The organism is Hyphomicrobiales bacterium, from assembly GCA_030688605.1.
Lineage (GTDB): Bacteria > Pseudomonadota > Alphaproteobacteria > Rhizobiales > NORP267 > JAUYJB01.
Window position 1 is genome coordinate 19,452 of sequence record JAUYJB010000015.1, and the last position, 24,342, is coordinate 43,793.

Sequence of the window (24,342 nt, forward strand, 5' to 3'; positions counted from 1 at the left end):
TCAGCCTTCGGCGCTCTTCTCGGGCCGCTCCACCGTCAGGATGGGGACCCGCAATCGGGCCGCAAGCGCCGTCAGGGCCCGTTCGTCATCGAGGCCGAGGGCGCCGCGGCTCAACACCACGAGGCGCTGCTCGATGCTCTCCAATGCCCGAGCGAGAGCGCCCGGGCTGTCGTCTGCAAGCGGCAGCAGCCGGACGCGGCCAGCGGCGAGGCCAGCCGCGCCGGCAAGCTTGGCGATCCGCTGACGGCCGGCATCGGCGAGGTCCGTCGACAGCACGACGAGATCGTTATCGCTGGCTGCCGCGATGCGCGCGGCAAGGCGCAGGAGCTCGGTCTGATCGCCGTCGCGCCCCACGAAGGCCGCGACCGCGCCCCGGCGCCGTCTCACTGGCGCCGGCACATAGAGAACCGAAGCGTGCGAGCGCATCGCCGCGCGGCGCATCGTCACCGCTGCGTGGCTGGTGCGCTCGGCCGCGCCCCGCGGCTCGATCACGACCATGATGTCGGTGGCGCCGACGGTGCGCGAGACGATGGCCTCGATCTCGCCGCGCACCGCCTGAAAACGGAACGTGGTCCGGCTCCGCCGCGCGGCTGCCGCAAGCGCCCTGTGGCGGGCGCCGGCGGCAAGCCGCATCTCGCTTTCGAGCCTCGCCGGTTCGAACGGACGCGAAGCAAGCGAGCCCGCCTCGATCTCGCGTAAAAACGGCAGCGCGGAAAGGCCGAGCACCGCCTCGTCCTCGATGAACAGGCCCTCGATCTCGAGTCCCATCAGGGCGGCGATCTCCGCCGCGGCGGCAAGGCCCTCCTCGCTGGCGCCGCCGGCGCCGAGCGCAATGATCATGCGGCGGAAGACCTCGGCGGCGGCGACCTGCGGCGTTCTCATGGCTTCTTCTCCGTCTCCGCCGCCTCCCCCGCAGCGCCGAAGCGCTTGCGCGCCTCGGCGAAGGCGACGAGCCTCTCCTCGGCGCGGCGGTTGACGGAGCCGTCCGGAAACGCGCCGTCGGCCCTGCGCACGCCGGCCGGCATGCCGGTCAGGAGCGCAAGGCCCTGATCGACCGTGGCGATGGAATAGACGGCGAACTTTCCGGCGGCGCAGGCCTCGATCACGTCGTCGCGCAGCATCAGGTGCTGGACGTTCGAATCCGGGATGATGACCCCCTGGGTGCCGGTCAGCCCGCGCGCCTTGCACAGGTCGAAATGGCCTTCGATCTTCTCGTTCACCCCGCCGATGGCTTGAACATGGCCCATCTGGTTGATCGAGCCGGTCACCGCCAGATCCTGGCGCAGCGGTACTTCGGCGAGCGCCGAGATCAGCGCGAAGAGCTCGGCGGCGGACGCGCTGTCGCCCTCGACCCCGCCATAGGATTGCTCGAAGACAAGCGTCGCCGCCAGCGACATCGGCGCTTCCGGCGCATATTGCGCCGCCAGATAGCCGGACAGGATCAGCACCCCCTTGGAGTGGATCGGGCCGCCGAGCTCGACCTCGCGCTCGATGTCGACGACCTTGCCGGCGCCGAGCCGGACCCGGGCGGTGATCCGGCTCGGCCGGCCGAAGGCAAAGCCGCCGAGCTGCAACACGCTGAGGCCGTTCACCTGGCCCACCGCCTGGCCCTCGGTGTCGACGAGGGCGATGCCGCGCAGAATATGCTCCTCGGCGCGCTCCTTGAGGCGGCTGGAGCGGCGGATCTGCGCCTCGACGGCGGCATCGACATCGGTCGCCGTCACCACGTCGCGCTTGGCCTCGCGGGCGCGGAAGTCGGCTTCGCGCATCAGGTCGGCCATGGGGTCGACGAGCAGCGACAGGCGTTTGCTGTCCTCGGCGAAGCGGCCGCAGCGCTCGACGACCCGGGCCACGGCGTCACGGTCGAAGGGGCAAAGCCCGTCGCGCCGGCACACGCCGGCGATCAGCCGCGCATAGAGCCCCGCCGTCTCCGGCGCCCAGGGCATCGAATCGTCGAAGTCGGCGACCACCTTGAACAGCTCGCGCACGTCGGGGTCGAACTCGGCGAGCAGATAGTAGAGCAGCCGGTCGCCGAACAGCACCAGCTTGACGCCGAGCGGGATCGGGTCGGGCTCCAGCGAGATGGTCGAGATGAGGCTGAGATACTCGCCCATCGATTCGATGGTGATGCAGTTGGTCTTCAAGGCTCGTTTGAGCGCGACCCAGGACAGCGGCTCGATCAGCAGCTGGCGCACATCGATGAGCAGATAGCCGCCGTTCGCGCGATGCAACGCTCCGCCCTTGATGAGGCTGAAGTTCGTCGTCAGCGCGCCCTGCTGCGACATGTGCTCGACGCGGCCGAGGAGGTTGCGGAGCGAGGGGTGGGTCTCCTCGACCACGGGAGCGCCGCTGGTCTCCGGCTCCTGGCCGACGATGACGTTGACCTGGTAGCGGTCGAAACGGCCGTCCATGCCGGCAATCGCGACGATGCCGCTTTCCTCCTCGCCGCTGCTGGCGATGAACAGGCCGGCATTGTCGATCAGGTCCTGGCGCACGACCTCGAGATGCTCGATGACCTGCGGCAGGTCCTTGAAATTCGTTTGGACCTCCTCGATCGACTGACCGACCGCCGACTTGGCGGCGTCCCGGTTCAGCTCGCGCACGCCGAGCCGCCGCTCCTTGTCCCATTTCGGGATCGACTTGAGGATCGCGGCGAGCTTTTCCTGGAGGCCCTCGATCACGGTCTCGAATGCCTTGCGCCGGTCCTCGGGCAGCTCGTTGAACACGTCCGGCTTCATGACCTGGCCGTCCGGCGTCGCCGGCGCCATGGCGAAGCCCATCGGCGTGCGCAGGATGGCGACTTGATTGGTCTCCGCCTCCTTGCGCAGCGCCTCGAACGCCTCCTCCTGCTTGTGCCGGAACTGCTCCTCGATGGCGTTGCGGCGGTTCTGATAGTCCTCGCTCTCGAAGGCGGCCGGCAGCAGCGTGCCGAGCTCGTCGATGAGTTCGGCCATGGAATCGCGGAACGCCAAGGCGCGGCCGGGCGGCAGGGAGATGGCGCGCGGCTTGTGCGGTTCGGCGAAATTATTGACATAAACCCAATCGAGAGGCGGTTCATCCCTCCGCGCCTTGTCCTCCAGGAACTTGCGCACGACCGTGCGTTTGCCGGCGCCCGGCGGGCCGATGACGAACAGGTTGAAGCCGTGCCGGTCGATGGCGGTGGAAAAGCGGATCGCCTCGATCGCCCGCTCCTGGCCAAGCAGACCGTCGCCCTCGTCGAGATCGGCCGTCGTCTTGAATTCAAGCCCGGAAAGGTCGCAGCGGCGGACCAGCCGCTCCGGCGGCAGTTTTTCCGCCGCCTCGGACGCCTGCCCGGAGGCCCGGGCGGGGCTCTGGGAACGTGCCATCTTCTCGTCCTTGCTCGGTTCCCCCGCTCAACAGGATAGAGCGGAGTGTCGTCGTTTCGGTTGACGCGGGTCAATAGCCCGGAAGCCGTCCTGGTTCCATTCGGCGGCACGATCCGCCCTGCGGTCCGTCACGCCGCTTCGTCGCGCCGGTAAATCTCCCGGCAGCCGGTCAGCGCGCGGTACCCGCGAGCACCTTGCGGCAGCCTTTCGCGCACTCCGACGACCAGATAGCCCCGAGGCCGCAGCACGGCCGCGATCCGGTCAAGCGTGTCGCGTTGCGGCGCCGGCATGAAATAAGTGAAGGCGAGGTTGCGGCACAAGACCAGATCGAACGGGCCGGGCGGCGCCTCGCTGCGAATGTCCTGTAGCAGGAAAGCCACGTCCCGCCGATAGGCATCCGCTACGCAATAGGTTGCGTTCGAGCGCGTAAACCCTCGGGAAAGCCACTCGGGCGGCATGTCCTCGAGGCTGCCGCGGGAATAGCAGCCCTGCCGCGCGCGGCGGATCATGACCGGATCGGCGTCCGTGCCGACGATCTCGAACCCGATTTCGGGAAATCTTGCCTGAATTTCGGCCGCCCACAGGATTCTCAGCGTGTAGACCTCTTCGCCCGAGGCGCACCCGGCGCACCAGGAGCGCACGGCGCGCGCCTCGGCGCACGCGTTCTGGGCCAGCGCCGGCACGATTTCGCGCCGCAGAACGGCGAAGACCTGACTGTCGCGGTAGAAGCGCGAGACGGTGATGCGGCAGGCCGCGTCCAGCACCGCCCATTCCTCGGGATCGGCGTTCAAGCGTTCGCGATATTGCCGGATGGTCTCAAGCCCAAGTTCCTTCAGCCTCCGGCCGACGCGCTTGCACACCTGGCGGCGCACCTTGCGGAACCCCGGCCAACGCAGCTCAAGCTGCGGCAATGCCCATCGCAGGAATTCAACGCAGTCGGCGTCCTTCATCTGGAGCGGTTCCTAGTCGGCAGCCGCCGGGGTAACGCATTCCAGGAGTTCCGGGGCCATCGGCTCGATGTGCATGAAGATATCCGGGTCGATGCTGAACACGGTGCCATTGGGCACGCCGAGCCAGGCCTCGTCGGTAATCGGCTCGGAAGCGACCTCCACGGCGCGATAGTCCCGCTTGGAGGAGTGATGCACATGCGGCTGGCCGCAGACGGGGCAATGGATGATTTCGTTGCGTTCCAGATACCAGAGGGTCCGGTTGAGGCGCGAACCGACGAGATGGTCGCCGTCGGTCCACAGCACGTTCAAGGAGATCCTCGCGTCGGGGTCCACCTCCATCGACCACAGGACGATCTGTCTAAGCCCCTCGTGCAGCGTCTCGCGCAACGCCCGCTCCGGCGCCCGCATCTCGAGAGAAAGCAGATAACGGAAGATATGCTCGCTGTCCGTGGTGCCGCGAATCTCGTTGCGGTGGAGTGGGTCCATGGCTTCCAGCATCCACCGGCGGATCGCGTCGAAATTCGGGACGGTGCCGTTATGGGCGAACAGCCAGCGGCCATGCTCGAAAGGATGCGTGTTTTCGATGGCCGGCGGGCCGACCGTGGCGCGGCGCACATGGGCGATGACGGTGCGCGCATAGACCCGTGTTGCCGTCTTCTTGAAATGCTCGCCGTGATAGGCGGCCCAGGCCTGCTTTTCGACGAATGGAATGCCGTCCGGATAGCCGGCGACGCCCCAGCCGTGACCGTTGGTCAGCCCTTCCCGGTCGCGGATGCTCTGCGCCATCAGCGCGTTTTGCGCATGGATCAGGCTGCACTCGATCCGAGTGGGCTCGTTGGCATGGAAACCGTAAAGGCGGCACATGGTGCGTTGCCAAGCAGGCGCCGGCACGTGGGCCCGGAAAGTTGCAGCCGTGACGAGACTATCGCCTGGAGGCGGGCTCGAAATTGACCATGATCAAGGTCACCCAAAGCCATGAGACCCAAGCTTGGTTACCGGCAGCCGCTGGATTGAGGTCCGAGCATGACCGGTCTCGCGGGATTTTTGGAAAGCAACCTGGCCGACCCCGTACTCGCCACGCGCGGCTCGGTCCCGGTCATGGCGAATTTTGCCGCCTCGGTTGCGCCGTCGGAAGCAGCACGGCTTGAGGGCATCGCCGCCCACTTGCTGGCGAACGAGCCGACGCTCTCGTCCACGGATGTGTTCGGGCCGGGCGTCGAGGCGGGCTTGGGCGAGGGCGCAGCGCTCTTCATCGGCGACCACCGCGAAGTGGCCCTGATGAGGCCGCAAAACGCGCAGGTGTACGAATACCGGCTGTCGCATCTGGCCGCCGACGGAGACATGCTGCTCATCAGCGGCAGCCGCAGCGCCGCCTTCGAGCATTACCGCGAGCATGGGCTGGGCTTGGGAGCCATCGATGCCCTCACCGTGCCGGCGGCGGGCGGCGACGAGCGCACGCCCCTGGCGACCAGGTGTCTCAGCGATGCGAAGGCGTTCGACCGTATCGCGGCGAAGGCGAGCGGGGCCGGAGGGCTGACGATCCTTCCCTATATCGGCAGGGGCAGCGCCTGGGTGCTTGCCGGGGCGCTGGCGGAGCGCAGCGGCGCGCCCGTCCGCGTCGCCGGGCCGCCGCCGCGGCTCACCCGCCGGGTCAATGACAAGGTGTGGTTTTCGCACCGGGTCACGGAGGTCCTGGGAGCGCGGGCGCAGCCCCGCTTTCATTCAGTCTACGGTCCCGCCGCGCTTGCCGCCTGCGTGGCCCGCCTGGCGCAAGACGCCGACAGGGTCGCGATCAAGATTCCCGACAGCGCCGGGTCGGCCGGCAATGTCTGCCTGGATTCGGACGACATCAGGCCTCGGGCGATGCCGGCGCTGAGCGCCTATCTGCACAGGGTGCTGGGCGGAATCGGGTGGCTCGGCGCATACCCGCTGCTGGTTGAGGTGTGGGACGCGCCGGTTCTTGCCAGCCCGTCGATACAGATCTGGATCCCGACCCTCGCGGACGGACCACCGGTTCTCGAAGGCATGTTCGAGCAGATCGTTGCCGGGCGGCGGGCCGAGTTCGTCGGGTCCCTGCCGGCGTCGCTGCCCGAGCGTTGGACGCCGGTCATCGCCGATGAGGCGTTTCGGCTTGCCCGCCTATTCCAGCTTCTGGGCTATTTCGGGCGCTGCAGCTTCGATGCCGTCATTGCCGGCCGCGACTATGAGACCGCCATCCTGCACTGGATCGAATGCAATGGACGCTGGGGCGGCGTATCGATTCCGATGACACTGGCAAATCGCCTGACCGGAAACTGGGCCGGCAGGGGCCTCGTGGTCGTGCAATTGAGCCGATTGGCGCTTGCCGCAAGGCCCTTCGCGCAGGCGCTCGATCTGGTGGGCGAGCGCTTGTACGGCGCCGGGCGGCGCGGGGAAGGCGTCATATTGCTGTCGCCCTTGGGAATCGAGCAGGGAACGGCCATCAATCTTGCGGCGATCGCCGGCACCACCGAGGGCGCGAAGACGCTGGCGGAAGCGGCCGTCGCGGCGCTCAAGACCGCGCCGCGTCCGGATTGACGGCTCTTGGGCGCGCCGCGCCGTCGTCCTGCACGCGGGACCGCCATCGGCCGGGGACGCTGAATCATAGCCGCCGAATGGCGGGTCAATCGGCGTTAATGCTTCATTAGCACCAGTTGCAGAAATCGTCGTCAGTGGAGGCAAACGGGGCTTCATTTGGCCTCCGATTCATTGTTCCTGCACTTGTCGCCCCTAACGTGGCCAGTCTTCGCGACGTGCCCGCGGCGCGGGCCTGCCGGCGAATCGCCTCGAGCTCGAAATCACCGAGGTGGTGCCGATCGCCGACACGACGCGAACGCTCGACGTGCTCAATGCGCTGCGGCAACTCGGCGTCCACATCGCGATGGACGATTTCGGCACCGGCTATTCGAGCCTCGGCTATCTGCGCCGCTTCCCGTTCGACAAGATCAAGATCGACCGGTCCTTCATCGGCGATCTCAATCGCGACGGCGACGCGCAGGCGATCGTCCGCGCCATCATCGCACTGAGGCGGGCGCTCAGCATTCACATCAACGCCGAAGGCGTGGAGACGATCGAGCAGGCGCAGGCATTGATGAAGGAGGGGTGCGAGGAGGTCCAGGGATATCTCTACGGCAAACCGATGCCGCAAAAGGATATCAACGAACTGCCGGTCCGTTCAGGCATACTCACGGCGCCGGCGGAGCCCACCGACTCTTCGGTCACGGTCGCGAAGTCGGCCTGAGCCCGGATTCGCTATCCCGGTCCACTGTGGAAGCTTGCACAAGCGCGCCTGCCGCGGGCCGCGCCATTGACTTGCACCCCTGATCGTGTAGCACTTGCAATCAGGCGGTTCCCGTCGGCCGGACGGCCAGGGGATCAAAAGGGAACACGGTGCGGCGTACCCATCAGGGGCCAAGACCGTGGCTGCCCCCGCAACTGTGAACGGCGAGGTCTGCGCCTTGTTGTGCCACTGGGAAACCGGGAAGGCTTAGCGCAGCGCCAACGACCCGTGAGCCAGGAGACCTGCCGCCAGCGGTCGAGAGCGTGGCGCGATGCCCGTTCGGCCGGATCGTCCCTTGGACGCGCACACGGAGGGTGTCATGCTCAGAACACTTATTCCCGGTCTATCCATCGCAAGAATCGGCGAGCGCCACGCAGCCGCGCTGGTGTCCGCCCTGCTCGGCCTCGTCTTCATTGCCGGCGTCGGCTTTGCCAGCCCTGAGGCCATTCACGCCGCCGCCCACGACACGCGCCACGCCTTCACCTTCCCCTGCCACTGAGGGCAAGTCCCATGGGGAGGCTTCGGGGTATTATACCTCTCCTCGGCGCGGAGGGGTTATCGGGCGTCCTCTTCCCTCGTCGTCCCCGCGCAGGCGGGGATCCATTGGCGATGCCGCTTGCTGATCCCGAAAGAGGGCGGATAGGGAAGTGGCCGCGGCTCAGGCCAATGGGTTCCCGATTTCTCGGGAACGACGGTATGGGTCGGGCGCTGTCGGGGTCGGCGATGTGGGCATGTGATTTCCGGGAGTCAACTCACCCGTTCGTCGGTACACCGAGGGAAATGCCATGATCACGCGCGTGCTTTACGCGGCGATTTTCGCCGGAGTCCTGGCCGGACTCGTCGTGTCCGCCGTTCATTTCGCCAAGGTGGTTCCGCTCATCCTCGAGGCGGAGACCCATGAGGTCGCCGCGCCGCATAAACCCGCCGCCGGAACGCCCGCCCATGGCCACGAACCGGCCGAGCCGGCGGAAAGCAGCATTTCCCGCGACGCGCTGACGCTCGCCGCCAATCTCATCACCGGCATGGGCTTTGCCCTGCTGCTGATCGCCGCGATCCTGGTCTCCGGGCGCGCGGTTTCCGCACCGGCAGGCGCGGTGTGGGGGCTCGGCGGTTTCCTCGCCGTTTCGGTCGCCCCCGCGCTGGGGCTGGCGCCCGAGCTTCCCGGCATGCTGGCGGGCGATCTTTTCGCCCGCCAGGTCTGGTGGGTGGCGACGGTTGCGGCCAGTGCCGCCGGAGGCGGTCTCATCGTCTTCGGCCGGAGTATGGCGCTCAAGGCGTTGGGGATCGCACTCGTCGCGCTGCCGCACCTTGTCGGCGCCCCGCAGCCGGAAAGCCACGCGAGCGCGGTGCCCGCCGCTCTTGCCGCCGCCTTTGCCGCTGTCTCCATCGGCGCATCGGCGGTCTTCTGGCTGGTGCTCGGCACCGCGACCGGCTGGCTGCTCGGCCGTGGCGGCACCTTGAAGGTGAGCTGAGGGGCGGTGGCCGATGGACGCCTCGCAGAAGATACCGGCTACCGTGATCACCGGGTTTCTCGGCGCCGGCAAGACCACGGTCATCCGCTATCTTCTAAAGAATGCCGGTGGGCGGCGGATCGCGCTCATCATCAACGAGTTCGGCGATGTCGGCGTCGATGCCGAGCTGATCAAGGGCTGCGGCGAGCCGCTGTGCCGGGAAGACGACATCGTCGAGCTGGCGAACGGCTGCATCTGCTGCACGGTGGCCGACGATTTCCTGCCGGCCATGGCGCGGCTTCTGGAGCGCGAGGCGCCGCCGCAGCACATCGTCGTCGAGACCTCGGGGCTGGCGCTGCCGCAGCCGCTGGTGCGGGCCTTCAACTGGCCGGAGATATCCGCCAGGATCAGCGTCGACGGGGTGATCGCGGTGGTCGACAGCGCGGCCGTCGCCGAGGGCCGCTTCGCCGACGACGAAGCGGCGGTGGCGGCGCAACGGGCCGCCGACCCGGCGCTCGAGCATGAAAACCCCCTTTCCGAGCTGTTCGAAGACCAGCTCGCCTGTGCCGACATGATCCTCCTGAACAAAGCCGACCTCGTCGAAGAGGCAGCGCTTGCCGGCATTGAAGAGGACTTGAGAGGGGCGGTGCGCGCCGGCGTGCATTTCGTGCGCGCGCGCGAGGGGGTCGTCGATCCGGCCATCGCGTTCGGCCTCGGCGCCGCGGCGGAGGCCGACCTCAACGCCCGCAATTCGCATCACGAGATGAACGGCGAGGGCGAGCACGATCACGACGATTTCGACAGCTTCTCCGTTGCCTTCGGGCCGGTCGGCGACCGCACCGACCTTCTCGGCCGCATTGCCGAGGCCATCCGCGCCCACGACATTCTGCGCGTGAAGGGCTTCGTCGCCGTCAACGGCGCGCCGGCGCGCCTCGTCGTGCAGGCGGTGGGCCCGCGCATTTCCGCCTATTTCGACCGCCCGTGGCGGCCCGACGAACCGCGCGCCTCTTCGCTGGTGGTGATCGGCGAGCAGGGCCTTGACCGCGCCGCGATCACGCGCGATTTGCAGAGCTAGGCCATGCACCTCCTCGCCGCCCAGTCGGGCGTCATCGCCGACGGGACCGAGGCGGTCGATCTCGCCCAGACCCGGGCCGACATCGTCGTGCTGTCGGCCGCCGATTCCGAGCTGGCCGCACTCGCCCGCGCCCATGACGGGCTTGGGCCCGAGGCGCCCTCGCTGCGGCTCGCCAACATCATGTCGCTCGGACACAATCTGTCCGTCGATCTCTACATGCAATGCCCCGTGGCGAGCGCGATGCTCGTCGTGCTGCGGCTTCTCGGCGGCGCCGGCTATTGGGCCTACGGCCTGGAACGGATCGAGGCGACCTGCCGCGAGCGCGACGTCAAGCTCGCGGTGCTGCCCGGCGGCACCGTGCGCGACGAGGAATTGCAGGCGCGCTCGACGCTTCCCCCCGACGCGGTCGAGACGCTGCGCGGCTATCTCGCCGAGGGCGGGCCGGAAAACGCGGAAAATTTCCTGCGCCTCTGCGCCCATCTGATCGGCCGTGGCGAAGCGCCGACGGAGGCCAGGCCGTTGTTGAAAGCGGGTCTCTATTGGCCGGCTTGCGCCGAGCCCGCGCTCGATGAGCTGCGCACGGAATGGCGCCAGGGCGCGCCCATCGTGGCGCTCGTCTTCTACCGGGCGCTGATCGAGGGCGGCAATCTGGAGCCGCTCGATGCGCTGATCGCGGCGCTCGGCGAACGGGACCTCAATCCGCTGCCGGTGTTCGTCGGCAGCTTGAAGGACGAGTTGAGCGCGGCAACGCTCGCGCGGCTGTTCGAAGCCGCCCCGCCCAGCCTGGTGCTCAACGCCACCGGTTTCGCGGTCGCAGGACAGGGCGACGATCCGCTGATCGTCCCGGACGCGCCGGTGCTGCAGATCGTCTTTTCGGGCTCGAGCCGCGAAGCCTGGGCCGACGGCAGTCAGGGCCTTTCGGCCCGCGATTTGGCGATGAACGTGGTGCTGCCGGAGCTCGACGGTCGCATCCTTTCCCGCGCCGTCTCGTTCAAGGCGGATGCGGTGCGTCACGCGGCGACCGAAATGAATATCGTGACCTATCGGGCCGAAGCAGACCGCATCGCCTTCGTCGCCGACCTCGCCAAGGCCTGGGTGCGGCTCAAGGAAGCCGCGCCCGCGGATCGCCGCCTCGCCGTCATTCTTGCCAACTATCCCAACCGCGACGGGCGCATCGGCAACGGCGTCGGCTACGACACGCCGGCGAGCACGATCAATATCCTGCGGGCGCTGAAGGCGGCGGGCCATGCGGTCGATGCGATTCCCGCAGACGGCCAGGCGCTGATGCGCGCGCTGACCCAAGGCGTCACCAACCGCCTCGGCAGCGCCGACAACAGGAGCGATGCCGCGCTTCGGCTTGCCGACTATCGCCGGTATTTCGAATCACTGCCCCAGGCGGTGCGCGACGCGGTCACGGCGCGTTGGGGGGCGCCCGAGGACGATCCCTTTATGCGGGAGGACGCCTTCCGCCTGCCCGTGCTGCGTTGCGGCAACGCCGTGGTCGCGATCCAGCCGGCGCGCGGCTACAATATCGACCCGAAATCGACCTATCACGATCCGGGGCTGGTGCCGCCGCACGGCTACTTCGCCTTCTATTTCTGGCTGGGGCACGCATTCGACGCCCATGCGGTCGTCCACAACGGCAAGCACGGCAATCTGGAATGGCTGCCGGGCAAGGCGCTGGCGCTCTCGGCATCGTGCTACCCGGAGGCCGCGCTCGGGGCGCTGCCCAACCTCTATCCCTTCATCGTCAACGACCCCGGCGAGGGCAGCCAGGCCAAGCGCCGCACCAGTGCCGTCATCGTCGATCATCTGACCCCGCCGCTGACCCGGGCGGAGAGCTACGGGCCGCTCAGCGACCTCGAGGCGCTGATCGACGAATATTATCTCGCCTCCGGCCTCGACCCGCGCCGGCGCGCGCTGTTACGCGCGGAGATCCTCGATCTGACGCGGGCAAGCGGCCTCGACGTCGACGCCGGAATGGGCGACGCGGCTGACGAGGACACCGCGCTGGCGCGGCTCGACACCTATCTCTGCGAATTGAAAGAGGCGCAGATCCGCGACGGGTTGCATGTGCTCGGCGAGGCGCCGCAGGGGCGGCTGGAAACCGACATCCTCGTTGCCCTGACCCGCGTTCCGCGCGCCATGGGCGAAGGGGGCGACCGGTCCCTCATCCGCGCGCTTTCCGCCGACCTGAAGCTCGACGATTTCGACCCGCTCGATTGTGACCTCGGCACCCCTTGGCAGGGGCCGAGCCCAGCCGCGCTGAAACCCCTTATCGACGATCCCTGGCGCAATTCCGGCGACACGGTCGAGCGGCTGGAGCGGCTTGCGGCCGATCTCGTCGCCGGCACGGCCAGGTTCGACCCGGAATGGCGCGCGACCGCCGCCGTCTTGAGCGAAATCGAGCAGACGATTCGCCCGGCGCTTCGTGCCTGCGGCGAACGCGAGATCGCCGGCCTTCTTGCCGGTCTCGACGGCCGCTTCGTCGCACCGGGGCCGGCGGGCGCGCCGACCCGCGGCCGCCTCGACGTGCTGCCCACCGGACGCAACTTCTATTCGCTCGACACCCGCGCCGTGCCGACGCCCTCGGCCTGGCGGCTCGGACGGAAATCGGCCGAGCGGCTCCTTCAGCGTCATTTCCAGGAACATGGCCGCTACCCGCAAAGCCTCGGCCTGTCGGTCTGGGGCACCTCGAACATGCGCACCGGCGGCGATGACATCGCGCAAGCCCTGGCGCTGATCGGGGCGGAGCCGGCATGGGACCGGACCAACGGACGGGTGACCGGCTTCAACGTCATTCCGTTTGCGAAACTGGCAAGGCCGCGCGTCGACGTGACCCTGCGCATCTCCGGCCTGTTCAGAGATGCCTTTCCGATGCAGATCGACCTGTTCGATTCAGCCGTGCGCGCCGTCGCGGCGCTCGACGAGGAGCAGGCGGACAATCCGATCGCCGCGCGCGTCGCCGCCGAAGCCGAGGAATTGCGGGCGGCAGGCCTCCCGGCGGAGGAAGCGCAACACCGCGCCGGCCACCGGGTGTTCGGCTCGAAGCCCGGCACCTATGGCGCAGGCCTGCAGGCGCTGATCGACGAGAAGCTGTGGGCGAGCCGCGAGGATCTCGCCCGCGCCTATATCGACTGGGGCGGCCATGCCTATGGCGCGGGTGCGGCCGGCGCGCGCGACACGCAAGGCTTTCGCCGGCGGCTTTCCGGCGTCGAGGCGGTCGTCCACAACCAGGACAATCGCGAGCACGATTTGCTCGATTCCGACGACTACTACCAGTTCGAGGGCGGCATGAGCGCGGCGGTCGAGCACGTCTCGGGCGCCAGGCCCGTCGTCTACCACAACGACCATTCGCTGCCCGAGCGCCCGGTGATCCGCACCCTTGAAGAAGAGGTCGGGCGGGTGGTGCGCGCCCGCGTCGTCAACCCGAAATGGATCGCCGGCGTCATGCGCCACGGCTATAAGGGCGCCTTCGAAATCGCCGCGACCCTCGATTACATGTTCGCCTTCGCCGCCACCACCGGCGCCGTGCGCCCGCACCATTTCGAGCTCGCCTATGACGCCTTTATCGCCGATTTGGCGGTGCGAGCCTTCATCGCCGAGGCCAACCCGGCGGCGCTCGAAGAGATCAGCGACCGGTTCCTCGAGGCCATCGACCGCGGCCTGTGGACGCCGAAATCAAACGCCGCCTATCGTGAATTGAAAGCGCTGGCCGGGGCGAGGGAGTGACATGGGCGACAAGAAGGAACAGATGACGGAAGCCGAGCTCGATGCGAGGCACGCCGAGAAAATGCGCCGCAAGAAGGAGGCGCGGGCCAAGATCCTGGCCACCAAGACGATCGAGAAGGGGCTGCTGATTGTCCATACCGGCAAGGGCAAGGGAAAGTCGACGGCTGCCTTCGGGCTGGTCATGCGCGCGCTCGGCCACGGCTTCAAGGTGGGCATCGTGCAATTCGTCAAGGGCGCCTGGGAGACCGGCGAGCGCAAGGTGCTGGAGCGCTTCCCGGACCTCGTCACCATCAAGGCGATGGGCGAGGGCTTTACCTGGGAGACCCAGGACCGGCAGCGCGACATCGCCGCGGCGCGCGCCGCCTGGGACAAGGCCAAGGAGATGCTGGCCGACGCGAGCTACAAGATGGTGCTGCTCGACGAACTCAACATCGTGCTGCGCTACGGCTATCTGCCGCTGGATGAGGTGGTCGAGGCATTGAAGAAGCGCCCGCAAGGGACGCATGTCATCGTCACCGGCCGCAACGCCAAGGACAAGCTGATCGAAGCCGCCGACCTCGTCACCGACATGACCATGGTCAAGCACCCGTTCCGCTCCGGCGTCAAGGCGCAGGCGGGAATCGAGTTTTGAGGGCGGCGCCGGTTGACCGGCGCTTGCCCCGTCCGTAAGAGTGTGGGGCCTTGGGGACATGCTCTAGAGCGCATTCCGAAAAGTGGGAACCGGTTTTCGGACAAAAATGCGCGTAAAATAAAGAAGTTAGAGCGCTTAGAGTGACCCCGGTTTCACGAAAAGCGCTCTAAAGCCGCGCCCCCAGCCGCACCCCCTCGTCGATGGCGCGCTGGGCGTCGAGCTCGACCGCGCGCTTGGCGCCGCCGATGACGTGGACCGGCACGCCGGCGGGTTTCACCGCCGCGGCAAGCGCATTGCGCTCGACCTGGCCGGCGCAGAGCACGATGGTGTCGGCGGCGATGGTCCGGGCCTGCCCATCGACCCGGACGTGCGGGCCTTCATCGTCGATGCGCTCGTATCGGGCGCCCGGAATCTGCGCCACGCCGGCCCGCTTCAGCTCCATGCGGTGGACCCAGCCGGTGGTCTTGCCGAGGCTCCTTCCCATCGGCCCCGGCGTGCGTTGCAGCATGGTGACCTTGCGCGGCGGGCGAGGGGCCGCCCGTTCGGCGCCGTACAATCTTGGAGGTCCTTTTCTGATGCCGCATTCGGGAAATCTTTTTTCGGGTCTGCCCGATGGACGCCAATCCGATGAGATGTTCGAGCCCTTGGCCGAAGCACGCGGGCTGCGCATCGAGCGGATCGTCTCGACCGGCCAGGCGACGCCGCAAGGCGCATGGCTCGATCAGGAGCAATCGGAATGGGTCGCCCTGCTCAGCGGCGGCGCGCGGCTGCTCATCGAGGGCGAGGCGGAGGAGCGATGCCTTAAGCCGGGAGACTGGCTGCTGCTTCCCGCCCATTGCCGCCATCGGGTGATCTGGACGAGCGATCGGGAGCCCACCGTGTGGCTCGCCGCGCATTTTTCAAAATCCGGCGCGGCGGTGGGGTCCGACTGTTAAGGGCCGCAAAGCGGACGAATTGCGCGTTGGCCGTCGACTTCGCTTCCTGACCCTTAACCGACATTTTCAGCCTTGCCAGAAAAGGCGAAACGCTCCAATCTGAGCCCTCTATACCGGTTTATCCGGGGAATTCCGGCTAATAGGGATCCCTTGTTCAGGGAATCTGATTCAAATCGCTAGCGATTTGGGAATTCCCTTTAACGGTCCGCAGTCTGGTTCGAGCTAATTTAAAGCATGGGGCGAGGTCAGAATGTATTACAGGTCGGCAATATTGGGGGCGCTCACCGTCCTAGCAACATTGTTTGCTGCCGCCTCTATCCATGCGAAAGAGGGCTGCGACGATATACAGTGGGTTGAGTGGAAGTTGTTGGGTACAAATTCATTTTATCATTTTTCTGGAGATGGTACTCTTAGTTGGATCAATTCAGATTATAAAGATGCGGATGGACCAATCGGCTGGGTCTGTTTGACAGACGATTTATTTGATTTGTATTGGAGAAATGGGTCACGATGTTCCGTCAAAATTGAAGATCTGACGAGCTCGAAAATGTTTACGCATTGGTCTGGATACAATTGCCCTAGGGAGAACTCTGGACCACACGTTTTTGAACGTTGATAAGATATATGTTTAGATTGTCGATGTATACTATATTCTAGTTCATATTTATGGAGTACGTTTAGTTTCTATTTTTCACTATTATTTATTTAGAATTACCTTGGGTCGCTACATAGCAAACGCGACCTTGTGTCGCCTAGGTGCGCGCAGCCGAAGAAGCTTCCGGCGCGTTACGCACGCCATGCCGGGTGGCAGCTGAGTAACAGGTTAGTCGATGCGTTTTGCGCTACCGCGCGGCTTGGTTGGTCGCTTCGCGGTATCGACCTTTAGATAGATGCGCTTCCTGTGGCGTTCATTCTTAATGTGGCCGATGACCGCCTCGGCGGCGGATCGTTTGCGCAATTTGCGCTTAAATGTCCTGTCATGGCACCAACCGGCAGCGGTCTGCCGCACTTCCTTGCGTCCGGCCTCAACCCCAAAGCGGACAAGGTAGTTCGCCAGTCAATCAAACCCCCGCGCCCAGCCTGACCCCCTCGTCGATGGCGCGTTGGGCGTCGAGCTCGACCGCGCGCTTGGCGCCGCCGATGACATGGACGCGGATGCCGGCGCCATTCAGCGCCGCGGCAAGCTCGATGCGCTCGACCTGGCCGGCGCAGAGCACGATGCTGTCGGCGGCGATGGTCCGGGCCTCCCGGTCGACGCGGATGTGCAGCCCTTCATCGTCGATGCGCTCGTAAGTCACGCCTGAGATCTGCGCGACGCCAGCCCGCTTCAGCTCCATGCGGTGCACCCAGCCGGTGGTCTTGCCGAGGGTCTCGCCCATGCGGCCGGGCGACCGTTGCAGCATGGTGACCTTGCGCGGCGGGCGAGGGGCCGCCCGTTCGACGCCGATGCCCCAATGGCGGCGGAAGGCGGCCGGGTCGCGGTGGGCGCGGTCGCCGGGGTCGGTGAGGAACAGGGCGACGTCGAAGCCGATGCCGCCGGCGCCGATGATCGCCACCCGCTCGCCGGCCGTCCGCGCTCCCGACAGGATGTCGGCATAGCTCGCCACGCTCGGGTGATCCTCGCCTTCGACGACGCCGCGGCGGGGGCTGACGCCGGCCGCCAGCACCGCCTCGTCGAAGCCTTCGAGCGCGCCCGCGTCGGCGCGCGTCGAAAGGCGCAAGTTCACGCCGGTCTCTTTGAGCCGCAGCGAAAAATAGCGCAGCGTCTCGTCGAACTCCTCCTTTCCCGGCACGTTGCGGGCGAGATTGAGCTGGCCGCCGATGCGGTCGGCTTGCTCGAACAGGGTGACGGCATGGCCGCGCTCGGCGAGCGTTACCGCCGCCGCGAGCCCCGCCGGCCCCGCGCCGACGACGGCGATACGTTTCCGCGCCGCGGCCGGCCCGATCACGATCTCGGTCTCGTGGCAGGCGCGCGGATTGACCAGGCAGGTCGCCACCTTGCCGACGAAAATCCGGTCGAGGCAGGACTGGTTGCAGGCGATGCAGCTATTGATGCGGTGCGCCTCGCCGCGCGCCGCCTTGGCGGTGAATTCGGGATCGGCGAGGAACGGCCGGGCGAGCGAAACCATGTCGGCGTCGCCCGCGGCGATGATCTCATCGGCAAGCTCGGGCGTATTGATGCGGTTGGTGGCGATGACGGGAACCGTGACCGCCTCCTTGACGGCACGCGCGGTCCATCTGAAGGCGCCGCGCGGCACGGCCTGGGCCACGGTCGGGATCCGCGCCTCGTGCCAGCCGATGCCGGTATCGAAGATATCTGCGCCCGCCGCCTCCAGTCGGCGGGCAAGCCAGAGAATTTCCTCCTGCGCCAACGCGTCCTCGACGAGATCGAGCACCGAGATGCGATACATCAGCATGTGCTCGGGCCCGAGCGCGGCGCGCACCGCCTTTACCGTCTCGACTGCGAAACGCGCCCGGTTTTCGAGCGGCCCGCCCCATTCGTCCTCGCGCCGGTTGGTGCACGGGGCGAGAAACTGGGTGATCAGATAGCCTTCCGAGCCCATCACCTCGACGCCGTCATAGCCGGCTTCAAGCGCAAGCGCGGCGGCGTTGGCGAAGGCGGCGATGGTCGCCCTGACCTCGGCGCCGGTGAGCGCGCGCGGGGTCAGGCGGCTGATCGGCGCGCGGATCGCCGACGGCGCCACCAGCTCAGGGCGCGTGGCGTAGCGGCCGCCATGGAGAAGCTGCAACAGGATGCGCCCGCCTGCCTCGTGCACCGCGCCGGTGACGATGCGGTGGCCGGTGGCGGTTTCGGCCTTATCGAACAGGTTGGGTTGCGCGCCGATCTGGCCGGCTTCGTCCGGCGACCAGCCGCCGGTGACGATCAGCGGCGCGCCGGCCGCCGCCCGCTCGGCATAGAAGGCGGCAAGCCGCCGCAAGCCGTCCTCGCGCCCTTCGAGACCGGTGTGCATCGAGCCCATGACGATGCGGTTGGCAAGCTTGAACGGGCCTGCCCGGATGGGCGTAAAGAGATGCGGGAAAGCCATGCGCGGAGCGGCGGTCGGGGTCAGTGCGGGATCGGTCGCGTTCGAGCGGGCTTCGACTTGACCCCCCTGCGGCTCCCCCCTTGCAGGGGGGAGAGGAAGCCGGGCGCGCGCCGCGCGCCTCTCCCTCCCCCGGCAAGGGGGAGGGTCGGGGTGGGGGTCGTGCGACCCACGGCGCTCGTGCCGAAACGGCCCATTTCAAGACCGCGCTAACCGTCGCCGCCAAGGCTGAGGCCGCGGCGCAGGGGGCTTGCCTTGTAGGCGCCGAGAACGCGGAACTTGGTGGTGAAGAATTCGAGCTCTTCGAAGGCGAGCTTGACCCCGTGCTCGGAAGGATGCCCCTCGATGTCGGCGTAGAACTGGGTGGCGTTGAAGGTGCCGCCGAGCTGATAGGACTCAAGCTTGGTCATGTTGACGCCGTTGGTGGCAAACCCGCCCATCGCCTTGTAGAGCGCGGCGGGAACGTTGCGCACCCGGAAGATGAATGAGGTGATCACGTCGGTCTCGCCCGCCGGCGGGTCCTTGCGCTCCCGCGCCACGATGATGAAGCGGGTGGTGTTATGGTCCTCGTCCTCGATGTCGCTCTTCAACACGGCAAGACCGTAGATTTCGGCGGCAAGGCGCGTGGCGATGGCGCCCTGGTTCTTGTCGCCGCGCTCGGCGACGCGGCGGGCGGCGCCCGCGGTGTCGGCGGTCGGGACCGCCTCGAGGCCGAGCTCGCGCAGGATGGCGCGGCACTGGCCGAGCGCCTGGGTGTGGCTGTGCACTTCCTTCAGATCGGCCAGGCGCGCGCCCTTGATTCCGAGCAGGCAGTGGCGCACCCGCAGGAAATGCTCGCCGACGATGAACAGGCCGGAATCCGGCAGCAGGTGATGGATGTCGGCGACCCGGCCGGCGACCGAGTTCTCGATCGGGATCATGCCGAGCTGCGCCGAGCCGTCCGAAACGGCGGCGAGCGCGTCCTCGAACGTGGCGCAGGCCATCGCCTCCATGTCGGGAAACACCTCGCGGCAGGCGATGTGCGAATTGGCGCCCGGCTCGCCCTGAAAGGCGATTCTCTGCATGTCCGCCATGGTCATCCGTCCGTCGGTGGGCCGCCCGCGCCGTCAAGTGCCGGCAGAAGCGGGCAAGAGCCGGTCATCCTGCCGGCAAGAGCCGGTCATCCTGCCGGCAAGAAGCGGTCATTCCGCCGGCAAGAGACCGTCGAGACCCGGCAAGACTGCGCCGGGTCCGGTCAAGCGGCGCGAGTATCGACACCGTCCGGAGGCGTGTCAACGAGGCCGATATCGATGGGCTTCCCGCCATTAAGCGCGCGTGTTGCCATGTGCCGCGCAAATCAATAGTCTCCGCGCGCCTTGGCGTTGTCCAAGCCGTTGCCGGAGCCGGACATGCTCGATGCCTTTGAACTGAACAAGATAATCGGCGCCGTTCTCTTCGCCCTCTTGCTGATGCTCGGTATCGGCGTCGTCTCCGACACGATCTTCGACGTCGAGGCGCCGGAAACGCCGGGCTACGCCATCGAGGCCGCCGAAGAGGCCCCTGCGCAAAAGCCCACGGAGGCCGCGGCGGTAGCGCCGATTGGCGAGCGCCTGGCCGCGGCCAGCGCCGAAAAGGGCGAAACCGTCGCTAAGAAATGCGCGACCTGCCACACTTTCGATGCCGGCGGGGCGAACCGGGTCGGACCGAACCTGCACGGCATCGTCGGCCGCGACCTGGCCAGCCACCAGGGTTTTGCCTATTCCCAAGCGATGAAGAGTGAGGGCGGCTCATGGACCTACGAGGAGCTCGACCGCTTTCTCGAGGCACCGAAAAAATTCCTTCCCGGCACCGCCATGGCCTTTGCCGGCCTCAGGAAACCGGGCGACCGGGCCGACATCATTCTGTATCTGAAGAGCATCAGCCCGGACGCGCCGCCGCTGCCGCAATAGCGGATTTTCTTGAAAATCGGCGCCGCTGCCCGCCGGAGATCGTTTCCCCGGCGGTCTTGCGTTTGACGCCATCTGAGTGATTATGACGGGAACGCGGCTACAAGACGGTCAATGGGGTGCTCGAACCTAACCTTCGTGCGCCGCGTCCGGTTGCGGCGGAGCGAAACAAGGATTGCGGAAAACCATGGTGTGGATTGGAGTTATCGGCGAAATCGGCCGACGGGGGGCCAAGACGGTCGCGGCTTGCCTGTGTGGCCTGACGCTCATCGCGGGGATTTCCGGCCCTGTAGCCCAAACCGTGGCCCAGGACATGGCGCAGGACGTGGCCCAGGACTTGGAATGGCACCGTGGCCTGTCGCTGTTCGGAAGCCTCAAATACGAGCCGGGCTTTGCCCATTTCGACTATGTCGACCCGCAGGCGCCGAAAGGCGGCACGGCGCGGCTTTACACCATCGGAACCTTCGACAGCCTCAACCCGTTCACATTCAAGGGCCGGCCCGCGGGGCTCATCGGCCTGATCCACGAGACGCTGATGACGCCGAGCCTCGATGAGCCGAGCAGCGAATATGAACTGCTTGCCGAAGCCGTCACCTATCCGCAGGACTTTTCCTCGGTGACCTATCGTCTCAACGCCGAGGCGCGTTGGCACGATGGCGTTCCCGTCGGCGTCGACGACGTGATCTTCTCGCTCGCGGCGCTCAAGAAGTCGCATCCCTTCTATGCCGCCTATTACAAGAACATCGTCAAGGCGGAAAAAACCGGCGAGCGCGAGGTGACCTTCACGTTCGACCAGGCCGGCAATCGCGAGCTGCCGCAGATCACCGGGCAGTTGCCGATCCTGCCCAAGCACTGGTGGACCACGAATCGCCCTGATGGAACACCGCGTGAGGTCGGAGAATCGACCCTCGAAGTGCCGCTCGGCAGCGGTCCCTACCGCGTCGGCGAGGTCAAGCCCGGCCGGTCGATCGCGATTGCGCGCGTCGATGACTATTGGGGAAAGGACCTGCCGGTCAATGTGGGGCAGAACAATTTCGACGAGATCCGCCTGGAATATTTCCGCGACGACACGATTGCGCTCGAAGCCTTCAAGGGCGACCAATATGACTGGCGCCCGGAATCGAGCGCCAAGAACTGGGCCACGGCCTACGACTTCCCGGCGGTCAAGAGAAGCCGCGTGGTGCTGGAGAAGTTCCACCTCGAGAATGCCGAGACCATGCAGGCCTTCGCCTTCAACATCCGCCGCGACAAGTTCCAGGATCCGCGGGTGCGCCGCGCCTTCAATCTCGCCTTCGACTTCGAATGGGCCAACAAGAACCTGTTCTATGGCGAGTATGTGCGTACCAACTCCTATTTCGCCAATTCCGAGCTGGCGGCAACCGGCCTGCCGGGACCCGAGGAGCTGGAAATCTTGAGCCCGATCAAGGACCAGGTCCCGCCAGAGGTCTTCACCGAGGAATACGAGAACCCGGTCAACGGCTCGCCGGGCGAGCAACGCGCCAATCTGCGGATGGCGCGTGACCTGTTGGCGGAGGCCGGCTGGGAGATCAGGGACGGCGCTCTGGCCAACAGTGAGACTGGCGCGCCGATGGAGGTTGAGTTTCTGCTCGTCTCGCCGACCTTCGAGCGCATCGTGCTGCCCTATGTCCAGAGCCTTGGCCGGCTCGGCATCAAGGCCGGCGTACGCACCGTCGACGCCTCGCAGTATCAAAGCCGGCTCGATACCTTCGATTTCGACATCGTCGTCGCCAACTGGCAGCAGTCGCTGTCTCCCGGCAACGAGCAGCGCGATTTCTGGGGCAGCGCGGCGGCCGACCGCAACGGCAGCCGCAACCTGGTCGGCATCAAGAATGAGGCGATCGACCACCTGATCGACAAGATCATCTTCGCCAAGGACCGCGAGGAATTGGTCGCCGCCTGCCGTGCGCTCGACCGGGTGCTGTTGTGGAATCATTACGTGGTGCCGCAATGGCACGTCCCCTATGACCGCATCGCCCGCTGGGACCGTTTCGGCAGGCCCGGCACCATGCCCGATTATTCGATCGGCTTCCCGACCATCTGGTGGTGGGACGAAGCCAAGGCGGCGGCCGTAGCGACGGCGAAGTAGGCCGATGGTCAGGATGAAGGCAAGGTTGAGAGCGATCGGCTGGGCGACGGCCCTGCTTCTGCCGGCGCTGACCGGCACCGCCGCCGAGCCCCGCCATGGCCTGTCGGCTTTCGGCGACCTCGCCTATCCGGCCGACTTCACCCATTTCGCCTATGCCGACCCCGACGCGCTCAAGGGCGGCGCCTTCTCGCTCATCGGCTGGGGCGGCGTGACCACCTTCAACTCGCTCAACGCCCTCATTCTCAAGGGCGACGCGGCGCAGGGCATGGATCTGACCTTCGACACGCTGATGGCCCGGGCCCAGGACGAGCCCGACGCCGTCTATGGGCTGATCGCCGAAATCGCCGACCTTGCCGACGACCGTCACTCCGTCACTTTCGCGCTGCGGCCCGAGGCGCGCTTTTCCGACGGCTCGCCGCTGACCGCGGAAGATGTCGCCTTTTCCTTCGACGTGCTCAAGGAAAAGGGCCACCCGATCTACCGCCAGACCCTGCGCGATGTCGAAACGGTCGAGGTGCTGGGGCCGCATTCGCTGCGTTACACCTTCTCCGGCGATCAGGTGCGCGACCTGCCGCTCACCGTCGCCGCCCTGCCGATCTTTTCACGCCTCTATTATCAGGACCGCCCGTTCGACGAGACGACGCTGGACCCTCCCCTCGGCTCCGGTCCCTATGTCGTCGCCGACGTCAAGCAGGGCCGCACCATCACCTATCGCCGCAACCCGGACTATTGGGGCAAGGACCTGCCGGTCAATCGCGGGCGCTGGAATTTCGACGAGATCCGCTACGAATATTTCCGCGACCGCACGGCGGCGATGGAGGCTTTCAAAGCCGGCACCTACGATTTCCGCGAGGAGTTCACCTCCCGCGTCTGGGCGACGGAATATAATTTCCCGGCCGTCCGCGACGGGCGGGTGAAGCGCGAGACGCTCGCCGACGAGACGCCGTCGGGCACCCAGGGCTTTTTCCTCAACAGCCGCCGGCCCGTCCTCGCCGACCGGAGCGTGCGCGAGGCGTTGGCGCTCGCCTTCGATTTCGAATGGACCAACAAGAACCTGTTCTACTCACTCTACGAGCGCACCCAGTCCTATTTCGAGAATTCGGCGATGAAGGCGACCGGCGCACCGGCCGCCGACGAGCGCGCCCTTTTAGACGGGCTCGGCACGCCGGTGAGCACGGAAGCGCTGGGAGAGGCCGTGTCTCCGCCGGTGAGCGACGGCTCCGGCCAGGACCGCGGATTGCTTCGCCAGGCCGCACGATTGCTCGAAGGCGCCGGCTGGACCATCAAGAACGGCAGGCGCGTCAACGCCGAGGGCGAGCCCCTGCGGCTTGAGATCCTGATGTTCGAGCCGACCTTCGAGCGCGTCAACGCGCCCTATGTGAAAAATCTGAAGCTGCTCGGGATCGACGCCTCGATGCGGATCGTCGATCCGGCGCAGTTCGAGCGGCGCATGAAAAGCTTCGATTTCGACATGACCACCCAGCGCTACGTCATGAGCACGACGCCGGGCGTCGAGCTGCGCAGCTATTTCGGCTCGCAGGCCGCGGCGGTGGACGGCAGCCTAAACCTGTCGGGCATCGCCGATCCGGCAGTCGACAAACTCATCGAGCGGGTCATCGCCGCCAAGAACCGCAAGGAGCTTGCCGTCGCCGCGCGCGCGCTCGACCGGGTGCTGCGCGCCGGTCACTATTGGGTGCCGCACTGGTACAAGGCGAGCCACACCATCGCCTTTTGGGACAGGTTCTCGCGTCCGGCGACCAAGCCCAAATACGACCGTGGCGTTCTCGACACATGGTGGTATGACGAGGCAAAGGCCGAACGATTACGCGTCGGACAATAGAGGAAGG

18 protein-coding genes and 1 riboswitch are annotated in these 24,342 nt (G+C 66.6%); of the genes, 11 read left to right on the plus strand and 7 right to left on the minus strand.

What is annotated here, in order from left to right; translation table 11 throughout:
* From Q8P46_02065 to Q8P46_02080, 4 genes are all read right to left on the minus strand, one after another.
* Positions 1-882, minus strand: a complete 882-nt coding sequence (locus tag Q8P46_02065; protein ID MDP2618957.1) for a hypothetical protein — start codon at positions 880-882, stop codon at positions 1-3.
* On the minus strand, positions 879-3,347 hold the full coding sequence (locus Q8P46_02070; protein ID MDP2618958.1) for an AAA family ATPase: 2,469 nt from the start codon (positions 3,345-3,347) through the stop codon (positions 879-881). Before Q8P46_02070 ends, Q8P46_02065 begins: the two co-directional genes overlap by 4 nt.
* 128 nt (positions 3,348-3,475) lie before the next feature.
* Positions 3,476-4,297, minus strand: coding sequence for a CheR family methyltransferase (locus Q8P46_02075; protein MDP2618959.1), 822 nt, complete (start codon positions 4,295-4,297; stop codon positions 3,476-3,478).
* A gap of 12 nt (positions 4,298-4,309) precedes the next feature.
* Positions 4,310-5,161, minus strand: coding sequence for a class II glutamine amidotransferase (locus tag Q8P46_02080; GenBank protein ID MDP2618960.1), 852 nt, complete (start codon positions 5,159-5,161; stop codon positions 4,310-4,312).
* 159 nt (positions 5,162-5,320) lie between these two features.
* On the opposite strand from Q8P46_02080, the gene Q8P46_02085 reads away from it, so the two are divergent.
* The 7 genes from Q8P46_02085 (at position 5,321) to cobO (ending at position 14,484) form a co-directional block, all read left to right on the plus strand.
* On the plus strand, positions 5,321-6,853 hold the full coding sequence (locus Q8P46_02085) for a hypothetical protein (protein ID MDP2618961.1): 1,533 nt from the start codon (positions 5,321-5,323) through the stop codon (positions 6,851-6,853).
* Between the two features lie 232 nt (positions 6,854-7,085).
* A complete protein-coding gene (locus Q8P46_02090) occupies positions 7,086-7,556 on the plus strand; it encodes an EAL domain-containing protein (protein MDP2618962.1) in 471 nt (156 codons plus the stop codon).
* An 88-nt stretch (positions 7,557-7,644) separates the two neighbouring features.
* Positions 7,645-7,860: riboswitch (cobalamin riboswitch) on the plus strand.
* A gap of 54 nt (positions 7,861-7,914) precedes the next feature.
* Entirely contained in the window at positions 7,915-8,094 is a 180-nt protein-coding gene (locus Q8P46_02095) for a CbtB-domain containing protein (protein MDP2618963.1), read from the plus strand.
* 286 nt (positions 8,095-8,380) lie between these two features.
* The gene (locus Q8P46_02100) at positions 8,381-9,067 is read left to right on the plus strand and encodes a CbtA family protein (protein MDP2618964.1); all 687 of its coding nucleotides are present in this window, start codon (positions 8,381-8,383) and stop codon (positions 9,065-9,067) included.
* Positions 9,068-9,080: 13 nt separating this feature from the next.
* Positions 9,081-10,121, plus strand: coding sequence for a cobalamin biosynthesis protein CobW (gene cobW, locus Q8P46_02105; GenBank protein ID MDP2618965.1), 1,041 nt, complete (start codon positions 9,081-9,083; stop codon positions 10,119-10,121).
* A gap of 3 nt (positions 10,122-10,124) precedes the next feature.
* Positions 10,125-13,853 (plus strand): cobaltochelatase subunit CobN, encoded by a 3,729-nt coding sequence (cobN, locus tag Q8P46_02110; GenBank protein ID MDP2618966.1) that lies wholly within the window; start codon positions 10,125-10,127, stop codon positions 13,851-13,853.
* A gap of 1 nt (position 13,854) precedes the next feature.
* Positions 13,855-14,484: a cob(I)yrinic acid a,c-diamide adenosyltransferase gene (gene cobO / locus Q8P46_02115; GenBank protein ID MDP2618967.1), complete on the plus strand. Its 630-nt coding sequence runs from the start codon at positions 13,855-13,857 to the stop codon at positions 14,482-14,484.
* 166 nt (positions 14,485-14,650) lie between these two features.
* Here the strand turns inward: cobO and Q8P46_02120 are convergent, their stop codons facing one another.
* Positions 14,651-15,040 carry an FAD-dependent oxidoreductase gene (locus tag Q8P46_02120; protein ID MDP2618968.1) on the minus strand — a complete coding sequence of 130 codons (390 nt, stop codon included), beginning with the start codon at positions 15,038-15,040 and terminating at the stop codon, positions 14,651-14,653.
* A 76-nt stretch (positions 15,041-15,116) separates the two neighbouring features.
* Between Q8P46_02120 and Q8P46_02125 the strand changes: the two genes are divergently transcribed.
* Entirely contained in the window at positions 15,117-15,419 is a 303-nt protein-coding gene (locus Q8P46_02125) for a cupin domain-containing protein (protein ID MDP2618969.1), read from the plus strand.
* A 1,061-nt stretch (positions 15,420-16,480) separates the two neighbouring features.
* Here Q8P46_02125 and Q8P46_02130 read toward each other — a convergent pair.
* Both Q8P46_02130 and Q8P46_02135 read right to left on the minus strand, forming a co-directional pair.
* Positions 16,481-18,466, minus strand: a complete 1,986-nt coding sequence (locus Q8P46_02130; GenBank protein MDP2618970.1) for an NADPH-dependent 2,4-dienoyl-CoA reductase — start codon at positions 18,464-18,466, stop codon at positions 16,481-16,483.
* Between the two features lie 206 nt (positions 18,467-18,672).
* Entirely contained in the window at positions 18,673-19,536 is an 864-nt protein-coding gene (locus Q8P46_02135) for a prephenate dehydratase (GenBank protein MDP2618971.1), read from the minus strand.
* Positions 19,537-19,851: 315 nt separating this feature from the next.
* Here Q8P46_02135 and Q8P46_02140 point away from each other — a divergent pair, with 315 nt between their 5' ends.
* The 3 genes from Q8P46_02140 to Q8P46_02150 all read left to right on the plus strand — a co-directional run bounded on the left by Q8P46_02140 (position 19,852) and on the right by Q8P46_02150 (position 24,335).
* Positions 19,852-20,391, plus strand: coding sequence for a cytochrome c family protein (locus Q8P46_02140; protein MDP2618972.1), 540 nt, complete (start codon positions 19,852-19,854; stop codon positions 20,389-20,391).
* Between the two features lie 184 nt (positions 20,392-20,575).
* Positions 20,576-22,495, plus strand: coding sequence for an extracellular solute-binding protein (locus tag Q8P46_02145; GenBank protein ID MDP2618973.1), 1,920 nt, complete (start codon positions 20,576-20,578; stop codon positions 22,493-22,495).
* 4 nt (positions 22,496-22,499) lie between these two features.
* A complete protein-coding gene (locus Q8P46_02150) occupies positions 22,500-24,335 on the plus strand; it encodes an extracellular solute-binding protein (GenBank protein MDP2618974.1) in 1,836 nt (611 codons plus the stop codon).
* Positions 24,336-24,342: the final 7 nt, after the last annotated feature.